The organism is Streptomyces sp. CBMA291, assembly GCF_014596525.1.
Classification (GTDB): Bacteria; Actinomycetota; Actinomycetes; order Streptomycetales; family Streptomycetaceae; genus Streptomyces.
Window position 1 is genome coordinate 23,636 of record NZ_MSJP01000070.1, and the last position, 10,350, is coordinate 33,985.

Consider the following 10,350-nt stretch of genomic DNA (forward strand, 5'->3'; position numbering starts at 1 on the left):
ACTTGCAGCATGAGTGAGAGCAGCCTGCGAGTGGTCTGGGTCTACCCGGACCTGCTCAGCACCTACGGCGACCAGGGCAATGTGCTCGTGGTCGAGCGCCGCGCCCAGCAGCGCCGTCTCCATGTCGAGCGCGTCGACGTCCGCAGCGACCAGCCGGTCCCGACCTCCGGCGACATCTATCTGATCGGCGGCGGCGAGGACCGTCCGCAGCGGCTCGCGGCCGAGCGGCTGCGGCGTGACGGCGGTCTCAGCCGGGCCGCCTCCAACGGCGCGATCATCTTCTCGGTCTGCGCCGGCTACCAGATCCTGGGCCACGAGTTCATCAACGACCTCGGCGAGCGCGAGGCCGGTCTCGGGCTCATCGACGTGATCTCGACCCGGGGCGAGGCCGACCGGTGCGTCGGCGACGTCCTCGCGGACATCGACCCCCGGCTGGGCCTGCCCCAGCTGACGGGCTTCGAGAACCACCAGGGCATCACCCATCTGGGCCCCTCGGCCCGCCCCTTCGCCCGGACCGTCTTCGGCAACGGCAACGGCACCGGCGACGGCACCGAAGGCGCGTACAACGACACCGTCTTCGGCACGTACATGCACGGCCCCGTCATGGCCCGCAACCCGCAGATCGCGGACCTGCTCCTGAAGCTGGCCCTCGACGTGAACGCGCTGCCGCCGACGGACGACCGCTGGTACGAGGCCCTGCGCAACGAGCGCATCGCGGCCGCCACCCAGCCCGCCTGACGGGCTCCGCATCCCGCCCGAAGGATGCCGTACACACGTACGTTGTCCACTGTGCGGACATCCGGTTCGGCCCCGCCACCCTGCACCGATAGGGTGGCGGGGATCCAGCCGGACGACGGGGTCCGGGAGTCGGCCCACGTTGCAAAGGTTTTTGGGCTATGCGCATTGGCGTGCTCACCTCCGGTGGAGACTGCCCCGGTCTGAACGCTGTCATCCGTTCCGTCGTGCACCGCGCGGTGGTCGACCACGGTGACGAGGTCATCGGCTTCCACGACGGATGGCGGGGTCTCCTGGAGTGCGACTACCGCAAGCTCGACCTCGACGCGGTCGGCGGCATCCTGGCCCGGGGCGGCACCATCCTCGGCTCCTCGCGGGTCCAGCCCGCGCACCTGGTCGGCGGCGTCGAGCAGGCCAAGGGCCATGTGGCCGACCTGGGACTCGACGCGATCATCCCGATCGGCGGCGAGGGCACCCTCAAGGCGGCGAACCTGCTCTCCGAGGCGGGTCTGCCGATCGTCGGCGTCCCGAAGACCATCGACAACGACATCGCCTCCACCGATGTCACCTTCGGCTTCGACACGGCCGTGACCGTCGCCACCGAGGCCCTCGACCGGCTGAAGACCACCGCCGAGTCGCACCAGCGCGTCCTGGTCGTCGAGGTCATGGGCCGGCACACCGGCTGGATAGCGCTGCACTCCGGCATGGCCGCCGGCGCGCACGCGGTCGTCGTCCCCGAGCGCCCCTTCGACATGGACGAGCTGACCGCCCGGGTCGGCGCGCGCTTCGAGGCGGGCAAGCGGTTCGCGATCGTGGTCGTCGCCGAGGGCGCCAAGCCGCGCGAGGGCTCGATGGACTTCCACTCGGGCGGCAAGGACGAGTACGGCCACGAGCGCTTCACCGGCGTCGCCAACCAGCTCTCCGTGGAGCTGGAACGGCGGCTCGGCAAGGAGGCCCGTCCGGTCATCCTCGGGCACGTCCAGCGCGGCGGCACCCCCACCGCGTACGACCGGGTGCTCGCGACCCGCTTCGGCTGGCACGCGGTCGAGGCGGCGCACCGGGGCCAGTTCGGCATGCTCACGGCGCTGCGCGGCACGGAGATCACCATGGTGCCGCTCGGCGAGGCCGTGGAGACCCTCAAGACGGTCCCGGCGGACCGCTACGCCGAGGCCGAGTGCATCGTCTGAGCCGGTCCCCCGCGTGACATCCGCCCCCGGTCGCCGTCGCGACCGGGGGCGGTTCTAGTCTGGTGCGGACAACAAGCGCGAATCGGTCTCCGGGAGTGCACACGATGGATCACAGCGGGCACGGCATGACCACGGATCTGCCGCCGTTCACGCTGGGGCGGGGCCTGGAGTTCTCGCCCGACCTCTTCTTCCTGATCGGCTGCCTCGCGGGGCTCGGTCTGTACGGGTGGGGCGTGGTGCGGCTGCGGCGGCGCGGGGACGCGTGGCCGGTGAGCCGGACGGTCTTCTTCACGGTCGGCGTACTGACCGTGGCCCTGGTGATGTGCACCAAGCTGAACGACTACGGCATGGTCATGTTCAGTGTCCACATGGTGCAGCACATGGTGATCTCCATGCTGTCGCCGATCCTGCTGCTGCTCGGCGCTCCGGTGACCCTCGCGCTACGGGCGCTGCCGCCGGCGCCGCGCGGCTCGATCGGCCCGCGCGAGCTGCTGCTCAAGCTGCTGCACAGCTGGTACATGCGGGTGATCACGCACCCGGTGTTCACCATCTCGATGTTCATCGCGAGCCTCTACGCGCTGTACTTCACCCCGCTCTTCGACACCCTGATGGGCTCCAAGGCCGGGCACATCGGGATGATGGTGCACTTCCTCGCGGTCGGCCTGGTGTTCTTCTGGCCGATCATGGGCGTCGACCCCGGTCCGCACCGGCCGGGGTACGTGATGCGGATGCTGGAGCTGTTCGCGGGCATGCCGTTCCACGCCTTCTTCGGCATCGCGATGATGATGGCCTCGGAGCCGCTGGTGGAGACCTACAAGAACCCGCCGGTCTCGCTGGGCATCGACGCCCTCTCCGACCAGAGCGCGGCGGGCGGCATCGCCTGGGCGTTCAGCGAGATCCCGTCCGTGCTCGTGCTGATCGCGCTGGTCTACCAGTGGTACCACTCCGAACAGCGGCAGGCGGTCCGCCAGGACCGGGCGGCCGACCGAAACGGGGACAAGGAGCTGGAGGCGTACAACGCCTATCTGGCCTCGCTCCAGGCACGTGGCCGGTGACGGTGGCCGCTCCCCCGCGCTGACGGTTCGCGCTTCCGGGCCCGGTACGGGATCCCCTCCGGGGGGTCTCGTACCGGGCCCGGTGGCGTATCCGGCGTACGCCGGGGCGTCCGGGGAGTAGCGCGCGCCCCTGCCGGGGGGCCACGATGGGCTGGACGGCTTCCGCGACCTCGGTCGGGAGGAGGGCGGACTGATGATGTCCGGTCCCACGAAGACGATGGCGGTGCTCACCTGCGCCGCACTGGTGCTGACCACGGCCTACACCGTGGCGCTCGGCAGCAGCGGCTGGCTCTGGTTCGGCTGGGTGGTGCTCGGCGTGGCCACCATCGGGATGATCGCCTCGGACAGCGAGGCGCGCCCGTCCCCGGCCGGCCGGCCGCCCACGGGCTCGGGCCCGGGGCCCGCGTCCAGGTAGGGGCGTGGTCTCGGGGGCGCCCGGTGTTCTCCGGGCGCCCCCGAGGCACGCGCGAGGCTCCCCCGAGACACGCCCGGCGCGTGCTCAGGGGCGCTCTAGGGGGCGCTCCCCGGGGCGTTCTCCGGGGCGAGGAGCACCCAGATCTGTCCTGCGGCGAAGGTGAGCGGGGTTCCCGTAGGGGTGGTGAACGTGGTGCCGGAGGCGGCCGCGGGGCGGGACCAGCGGGCCTCGTACGCCCGGCCGTCGCGCAGGACGAGCGCGGTGCCGCCGCCCACGCTCACCGTGTACGGGGAGACGCTGCCGAGGAAGTCGTGGAAGCGGGAGGCGCGTATGTCGACGTGCTGGATCACGATGGTCGAGGGCTTCAGCGGTCCGCTGTCGGTGGAGCGGGCGGGGGCGCCGTCCATCGCGACCCGCCAGGCCCGGTCCGGGGCGGACCAGGTGAAGGTGTAGCGGGCGGCCGGGTAGCGGACGGTCCGCTCGTTGACCGGGGTGCCGCCGCCGGGCGTGGGGCCGAAGCGGAAGCCGATGTCCTTGGCGGGCCCGGCGTCCGGGGCGGCCGCGAGGGCGCGGGCGGGCAGCAGATAGAGGTTGTGGGGCGCCGGGCGGGTGTCGCCCCTGACATAGGCCCCGGGTGCGGTCGCCTGGGGCAGGGCTTCGAGGGGGGCGGCTTCCAGCAGGGGCTTCAGGGCGGTCTGCGAGCCGGAGTAGGCGAGCGCCGGGTGGTCGAACTGGGCGAGGAGTTCGATGTCGGACTCGCGGGCGCTGCGGACGGGGCCGACGCGGTCCGGGAGCCGGGAGGAGTAGACGGCCATGATCCGGGTCGCGCCGCCCTCGACCTGTTCGACGTAGACGAGGTCGGCGGCGCCGAGGCCGGTGTGGGGGCGGGCTGCGGCCGCGTTGTCGATCTTGACGGCGAGGACGGGTCCCGTCCTGGCCGGAAGCCCGGTGAAGGGCGAGTGCCCGGCGGGGACCGGAGAGGTCGGCGCGGGGCTCGTGGGGGTGGGTGTCGGGGCCGGTTCACGCCGGTCGGTGCCCGAGCAGCCGTACAGCCCGGCCGCCGTCAGCGCGCATATCAGCGCGGTGAGGACCCGGCCGGGGCGTCTGATTCCGTGCTCGCCGGTCATGGGACGCTCCTCCACCAGTGGACCACGGGGCCGCGCGCGGTTACAACGGGTGGACGGACGACGAACGGGGGTTTGGATGTTCTACCAGCTCATGAAGCACGTCCTGCTCGGCCCGTTGCTGAGGCTGCTCTTCCGGCCCCGGATCGAGGGGCTCGCGCACGTTCCCGAGGAGGGGGCGGCGATCATCGCGGGCAATCATCTCTCCTTCTCGGACCACTTCCTGATGCCCGTGGTGCTCGACCGGCGGATCACGTTCCTGGCGAAGCAGGAGTACTTCACCGGGCCGGGGCTCAGGGGACGCCTCACGGCCGCTTTCTTCCGGGCCGTGGGCCAGATCCCGGTGGACCGCTCGGGGAAGGGGGCGGGGCAGGCGGCGATCCGTGAGGGGCTCGGGGTGCTGGGCCGGGGCGAGCTGCTCGGGATCTACCCGGAGGGGACCCGCTCGCACGACGGACGGCTCTACAAGGGCAAGGTCGGGGTGGCGGTGATGGCGCTGACGGCGGGGGTGCCGGTGGTGCCCTGCGCGATGGTGGGGACCTTCGAGATCCAGCCGCCGGGGAAGGTGGTGCCGAGGATCCGGCGGGTCGCGATCCGGTTCGGCGAGCCCCTGGACTTCTCCCGGCACGCGGCGAGCGCAGGCGAGAAAGCCGTGGTCAGAGCGGTGACGGACGAGATCATGTACGAGATCCTGCGGCTTTCGGGCCAGGAGTACGTGGACGAGTACGCGGCGGTGGTGAAGGCGGCGGAGGCGGAGAAGGCGGCGACCGGCGAGGGGAGGACGGCGCGGGAGTTCCCCACCGGGGAACGCCGGGGGCGGATCCGCGCTCGGCGCAATCACCGGACCCGTCAGGGCCCGTGGACGTAACGTCCCCGTATGACCAAGGGACACGCGTGCGTGCTGGGCGGGACGGGACAGGTGGGACGGGCGGCCGTGCGGGCGCTCGTCGCGGACGGCTGGGAGGTGACGGCCGTCTCGCGGGGCGGCGGCAGGGACGCGGGGTGGCCGGCCGAGGTCCGGTCGGTGGCGCTCGACCGGGAGGAGGACGGCGCCCTCGCGGACGCGATCGGCGAGGGGCAGGACGTCCTCGTCGACCTGGTGGCCTACGACGGGGGGCACGCGGCGCAGCTGCTCGGGCTCGCCGGACGGATCGGCTCCGCCGTGGTGGTCTCCAGCGGGGCGGTGTACCAGGACGAGCGCGGGCGCAGTTTCGACACGCAGCACGAGGGGCCGGAGGGCTTCCCGCGCTATCCGGTGCCGATCCCGGAGTCGCTGACGACGGTGGCGCCGGGCGATTCCACGTACGGCACCCGCAAGGTGGCCCTGGAGCGGGAGTTGCTGGCGGCGGGCGACCGGCTGCCGACGACGCTGCTGCGGGCGGGCGCGATCCACGGTCCGTACTGCCGCACCCCCCGTGAGCTGTTCTTCGTGAAGCGGGCGCTCGACCGGCGGCCGGTGCGGGTGCTCGCGTACGGCGGGACGTCCCGGTTCCATCCGGCGCACGTGGAGAACCTGGCGGAGCTGATCCGGCTCGCGGCGGCGAATCCGGGGACGCGGGTGCTGAACGCGGCGGACGGGGAGGCGCCGACGGTGGCGGAGATCTGCACGGCGGTGGACGCGGTCGTCGGGGTGGAGAGCGAGACCGTGCTCGTGGACGGCGCGCCGCCGGTGGAGCGGCTGGGGCAGACGCCCTGGGGCACCGACCGGCCGATCGTGTTCGACATGTCGGAGGCGGAACGGGCGCTGGGGTACCGGCCGGTGGTGGGGTACGCCGAGTCGCTGCCCGCGACGGTGGAGTGGCTGGCGGACCGGCTGACCGGACGAGGGTGGCTGGAGGCCTTCCCGGCCCTGGAGAAGTACGACTTCGACTGGTTCGACTACGCGACGGAGGACGCGTGGCTGGCGTCGCGAAGGTGAGACGGGAGGGGCGGCGGGGGGCCGCGTGCGCGGGGCGCGTGGTGTGACGGGAGGGGCGGCCGTGTACGCGGGGCGGGTGTGACGAGAGGGGCTGGTGTGACGAGAGGGGCGGCCGTCGGGCGGCCGCCCCTCCCTTCTTCACCTGCCCGAGGGCGTGGTTACGGCTTCGGGGTGGCGTGCGGGGCGCAGGTCTGGTCCTTGGCGTCCAGCTTGCCGGTCAGCAGATAGGCCTCGACCTTGGTGTTGAGGCACGGGTTGAGCAGGTTGGTGATGCCGTGCGAACCGGCGTCCTTCTCCGTGATCAGGCGCGAGCCCTTGAACCGCTTGTGCAGCTCGACACCGCCCTCGTACGGGGTGGCGGCGTCGCGCTCGGCCTGGGTGATGAGCACCGGCGGCAGACCCTTGTTGGTCTTGACCTCGGTCGGGCGCTGGTGCGGCGCGGCCCAGGTGGCGCACGGGAGGTTCATCCAGGCGTTGGCCCAGGTCATGAAGGGGTACTGCTGGTGGAGGCGGGTGTTGTCCCGGTCCCACTTCCGCCAGCTGGTCGGCCAGGGGGCGTCGCCGCACTCGACGGCGGTGTAGACGGCGTTGCCGTTCTCCGAGGAGATGTTGCCGGCCGTGTCGGTGAGGTCGGCGGCGGCCGAGTCGATCAGCGGCTGCGGGTCACCGGCGGCGTAGGCGCTCCATGCCTCGGCCACGGGGGCCCACATGGAGTCGTAGTAGGGGGCGTTCTGGAAGAAGTTGATGAGTTCGGCGGGGCCGACCTTGCCGTCGAGGGGCGCCTTCTTCGCGGTGGCGCGCAGGGTCGTCCACTGCTGCCGGACCTTGGCGAGGGTGTCGCCGAGGTGGTAGGTGGCGTCGTTCTGGGCGACCCAGGTCATCCAGTCCTTGAGGCGGCCCTCGAAGGCGATGTCCTGGCCGAGGTTGGAGTCGTACCAGATGTTCCGCGTCGAGGGGTTGACCACGCTGTCGAAGACCATGCGGCGGACGTGGGTCGGGAAGAGCGTGGCGTAGACCGCGCCGAGGTAGGTGCCGTAGGAGACGCCGACGTAGTTGAGCTTCTGCTCGCCGAGGGCGGCGCGGATGACGTCGAGGTCGCGGGCGGTGTTGGGGGTGTTCATGAAGGGCAGCATGTCGCCGCTCTTCTCGGCGCAGCCCTTGGCGTAGTCGGCGGCGAGCTTGCGCTGCTTGAGCTTGTCGGCCTCGGTGTCGGGGACCGGGTCGGGCTTGGGGCCCCGGACGAATTCGGTCGGGTCGACACAGGAGATGGGGGCCGAGTTGCCGACGCCTCGGGGGTCGAAGCCGACGAAGTCGTAGGCCTTGGCCGCGTTCGCCCAGATGGCGTTCTTGGTGGTGACTCGGCGCGGGAAGCGCATGCCGGAGGCGCCGGGGCCGCCCGGGTTGTAGAGGAGCGCGCCCTGGCGTTCGGCGGGGGTGCCGGTGGCCTTGATGCGGTCGACGGCGATCTTGATCTTCTTGCCGTTGGGCTTCGCGTAGTCGACGGGGACGGTGACCCAGCCGCACTGGATGGGCTTCTCCAGGCCCCAGTCGGCAGGGCAGTCCTTCCAGTCGATGCCCGTCGCGGCGGCGCGCGCCGCCGCGACGGTGACGCCGATCGACTCGGCGCCGCGCAGGTGCCGGTAGCTGTCGGCGTTCGCCGCCGGGGCGGCGAGTCCGCCCACGACGAGCGTTCCGGCTATCAGAGTGCCGGCCGAGCCGAGCACTGCCGTACGTCTCACAGGTCCTCCCCCAGCTGGGCGCCGCCCCCGTGGCAGCGCCTCGTGTTGGTTGTCGGGGGATCCTTTCGTCTGAGGGGCTCACCGTGAAAGGGCGTACGCGCGTTTCTTTGCCGAACCAATAACCGGTGACGTGTGTACCGCTGAGCGGTGACGTTCCGGTGGCTCGCCCGAGGTGGGTCAGAGCGGGGCGAGCCACGCCAAAGCGGTGTCGAGGAGGCGGCGCAGGGCGAGCGCGTCCGGGGCGACGGCGGTGACGAGGGCGGCGGGTCCGGCCAGCGGGGTCACGGCCGCGTGCTCCCCGAGGAGCCGGGTGGCCACCGGAGCCCGGTCGAACTCCGGGTCGACGACGAGGAGTTGTCCGACGGCCCGGTGCCCGCCGAGGACGGCCCCGCCGTCCCAGCCGCCGGGTGCGCCGGGCCCGAGGGAGAGTTCCTGGTCGAGGAGGGGCCGCCCGGCCCGGCGGACGGTGAGCCGGGTGACGAGGGTGCCGGGTGGTTCGCCGTGGCGGCCGAGGATCTGTTCCTCGCGCAGGACGAGCCGGGCGGTGGCCGCGAGGTCGACGGTGGTCCGGGTCCGCAGGTCGGAGCCGTGGACGGAGACCAGCTGCTCGGGCAGCCAGCGGAGCGCCGCGTCCTCGCCGACCGTGAGCCGTACGTCGTATGTGGCGGGCTCGGCGTTCCGGCCCGGCAGGGCGAGGGTGGCGGCGGCGGCGTCGACCAGGAGCCGGGCCCCCTCGCGTACCTCGGTCTCGACGGCCAGCCGGTCGCCGCCGAGCGGGGCGCTCATCGCCCCGACGACGGTGACCCGGGCATACGGCTCCGGGGCCCGGGTGCGCCGCAGGGCGAGGGGCCCTTCGCTCACGAGGAGCGGCAGCCCGCCTCCGGCTTCGGCGGCGATCCGGGCGGTGGCGCGCAGGCTCACGCGGTCCAGGCCCCGATCCGGGCACGGACCCAGTCGGCGACGGGGGCGACACCGTTCTCGGCACGCAACGAGGTGAAGGCGACGGGCAGTTCGCCGCGCTGCTCCCCGGCGTCGCGGGCCATCCGTTCCAGGTCGGAGCCGACGTAGGGGGCGAGGTCGGTCTTGTTGACGACGAGGAGGTCGGCGGCGGTGACGCCGGGGCCGCCCTTGCGGGGGATGTCGTCGCCGCCCGCGACGTCGATGACGAAGATCTGGGCGTCGACGAGCCCCTTGGAGAAGGTGGCGGTGAGGTTGTCGCCGCCGGATTCGACGAGGATCAGATCGAGGGGGCCCACGGCGTCCTCCAGTTCCTCGACGGCTTCGAGGTTGGCGGAGATGTCGTCGCGGATGGCGGTGTGCGGGCAGGCGCCGGTCTCGACGGCCCGGATGCGCTCGGGCGGCAGGACGGCGTGCCGGAGCAGGAACTCGGCGTCTTCCCGGGTGTAGATGTCGTTGGTGACGACGGCGAGGGAGAGGGTGTCGCGCAGTTCCCGGCAGAGGGCGGCGACGGTCGCGGTCTTGCCGGAGCCGACGGGCCCGCCGAGGCCGATGCGCAGGGCGCGGCGGCGCCCGTCGGGGCGGTGGGCGTCGGCGGAGACGGCACCGAGGTGGTCGTGGCCGTGGTCGAGATGCATGGGTGACTCCTTGGGTCGTGGGGCGGGCGGGGGCGGGGTGGTGCCGGTCGGCCCCGTCTGGCCGGGTGGCGCCGGTCGCCCTTGACCGGCCGGGCGGGGCGGACGGGGCCTCACCCGGCGGGGCTTCGGTCAGGAGGCGAAGAGGCGTACGGGCCAGGCCGCGTGCTGTTCGGCGGTGAGGTCGAGCAGCGGTGCGGAGGCGGCGGGCAGGGCGTCGAGGCCCTGTCGGGCGGCGGTGACGGCGCGTTCGGTCACCTCGTCCATCTCGGGGGCGAGGCGGGCGAGGACGGCAGTGGCCTGGTAGGGGTCGAGTCCGAGGAGCCGTACGGTGGCGGTGGCCGGTCCGCCGACGGTCTCGTACGCGACGCAGTGGGCGGCGTCCTCGGGGCCGAGTCCGGCGGCGCGGGCGGCGGTGCCGAGGACGACGGGCTGGTGGGCGCCGGCGGGAAGCGGGGGGCCGGGGCGGGGGGGGGGGGGCCGGGGGGGGGGGCGGGGGGGGGGGGGGGGGGGGGGGGGGGGGAGGGGGGGGGGGGGGGGGGGGGGGGGGGGGGGGGGGGGGGGGGGGGGCGGGGGGGGGGGGGG

Annotated in this window: 10 protein-coding genes and 1 pseudogene; 6 read left to right on the forward strand and 5 right to left on the reverse strand. The window is 73.1% G+C overall.

Translation table 11 applies throughout. The annotated features are described in order from the left end of the window. Positions 1-9 precede the first annotated feature (9 nt). The 4 genes from BU197_RS17785 to BU197_RS17800 all read left to right on the forward strand — a co-directional run bounded on the left by BU197_RS17785 (position 10) and on the right by BU197_RS17800 (position 3,392). Positions 10-738 carry a type 1 glutamine amidotransferase gene (locus BU197_RS17785; protein WP_188269268.1) on the forward strand — a complete coding sequence of 243 codons (729 nt, stop codon included), beginning with the start codon at positions 10-12 and terminating at the stop codon, positions 736-738. A gap of 158 nt (positions 739-896) precedes the next feature. Beyond that, positions 897-1,922 carry a 6-phosphofructokinase gene (locus tag BU197_RS17790; RefSeq protein WP_188269269.1) on the forward strand — a complete coding sequence of 342 codons (1,026 nt, stop codon included), beginning with the start codon at positions 897-899 and terminating at the stop codon, positions 1,920-1,922. A gap of 104 nt (positions 1,923-2,026) precedes the next feature. Further along, positions 2,027-2,977 carry a cytochrome c oxidase assembly protein gene (locus BU197_RS17795; RefSeq protein WP_188269270.1) on the forward strand — a complete coding sequence of 317 codons (951 nt, stop codon included), beginning with the start codon at positions 2,027-2,029 and terminating at the stop codon, positions 2,975-2,977. Positions 2,978-3,170: 193 nt separating this feature from the next. Next, entirely contained in the window at positions 3,171-3,392 is a 222-nt protein-coding gene (locus BU197_RS17800) for a hypothetical protein (RefSeq protein WP_188269279.1), read from the forward strand. A 95-nt stretch (positions 3,393-3,487) separates the two neighbouring features. On the opposite strand, the gene BU197_RS17805 is transcribed toward BU197_RS17800, so the two are convergent. Continuing rightward, entirely contained in the window at positions 3,488-4,519 is a 1,032-nt protein-coding gene (locus BU197_RS17805) for a DUF3048 domain-containing protein (protein ID WP_188269271.1), read from the reverse strand. 76 nt (positions 4,520-4,595) lie between these two features. Between BU197_RS17805 and BU197_RS17810 the strand changes: the two genes are divergently transcribed. Both BU197_RS17810 and BU197_RS17815 read left to right on the forward strand, forming a co-directional pair. Beyond that, complete coding sequence (locus BU197_RS17810; RefSeq protein WP_188269272.1) at positions 4,596-5,384, forward strand: lysophospholipid acyltransferase family protein; 789 nt, start codon at positions 4,596-4,598, stop codon at positions 5,382-5,384. A 9-nt stretch (positions 5,385-5,393) separates the two neighbouring features. Then, positions 5,394-6,434 (forward strand): NAD-dependent epimerase/dehydratase family protein, encoded by a 1,041-nt coding sequence (locus tag BU197_RS17815; RefSeq protein ID WP_188269273.1) that lies wholly within the window; start codon positions 5,394-5,396, stop codon positions 6,432-6,434. 158 nt (positions 6,435-6,592) lie between these two features. Here BU197_RS17815 and BU197_RS17820 read toward each other — a convergent pair whose 3' ends face one another. The 4 genes and pseudogenes from BU197_RS17820 to BU197_RS17835 all read right to left on the reverse strand — a co-directional run. Next, a complete protein-coding gene (locus BU197_RS17820) occupies positions 6,593-8,173 on the reverse strand; it encodes an alpha/beta hydrolase (protein ID WP_188269274.1) in 1,581 nt (526 codons plus the stop codon). Positions 8,174-8,350: 177 nt separating this feature from the next. After that, the gene (locus BU197_RS17825; RefSeq protein ID WP_188269275.1) at positions 8,351-9,094 is read right to left on the reverse strand and encodes an urease accessory protein UreD; all 744 of its coding nucleotides are present in this window, start codon (positions 9,092-9,094) and stop codon (positions 8,351-8,353) included. Next, positions 9,091-9,768 (reverse strand): urease accessory protein UreG, encoded by a 678-nt coding sequence (gene ureG, locus BU197_RS17830; RefSeq protein ID WP_188269276.1) that lies wholly within the window; start codon positions 9,766-9,768, stop codon positions 9,091-9,093. Before ureG ends, BU197_RS17825 begins: the two co-directional genes overlap by 4 nt. A gap of 129 nt (positions 9,769-9,897) precedes the next feature. Further along, positions 9,898-10,215 (reverse strand): annotated as a pseudogene (locus BU197_RS17835) (urease accessory UreF family protein); the annotation flags it as partial. Positions 10,216-10,350 lie beyond the last annotated feature (135 nt).

Bases quoted from the DNA above. Each gene is read 5' to 3' on its own strand.
- ureG (WP_188269276.1), bottom strand. From the start codon at position 9,768: ATGCATCTCGACCACGGCCACGACCACCTCGGTGCCGTCTCCGCCGAC.
- BU197_RS17790 (WP_188269269.1), top strand. From the start codon at position 897: ATGCGCATTGGCGTGCTCACCTCCGGTGGAGACTGCCCCGGTCTGAAC.
- BU197_RS17785 (WP_188269268.1), top strand. From the start codon at position 10: ATGAGTGAGAGCAGCCTGCGAGTGGTCTGGGTCTACCCGGACCTGCTC.
- BU197_RS17815 (WP_188269273.1), top strand. From the start codon at position 5,394: ATGACCAAGGGACACGCGTGCGTGCTGGGCGGGACGGGACAGGTGGGA.
- BU197_RS17805 (WP_188269271.1), bottom strand. From the start codon at position 4,519: ATGACCGGCGAGCACGGAATCAGACGCCCCGGCCGGGTCCTCACCGCG.
- BU197_RS17795 (WP_188269270.1), top strand. From the start codon at position 2,027: ATGGATCACAGCGGGCACGGCATGACCACGGATCTGCCGCCGTTCACG.
- BU197_RS17800 (WP_188269279.1), top strand. From the start codon at position 3,171: ATGATGTCCGGTCCCACGAAGACGATGGCGGTGCTCACCTGCGCCGCA.
- BU197_RS17810 (WP_188269272.1), top strand. From the start codon at position 4,596: ATGTTCTACCAGCTCATGAAGCACGTCCTGCTCGGCCCGTTGCTGAGG.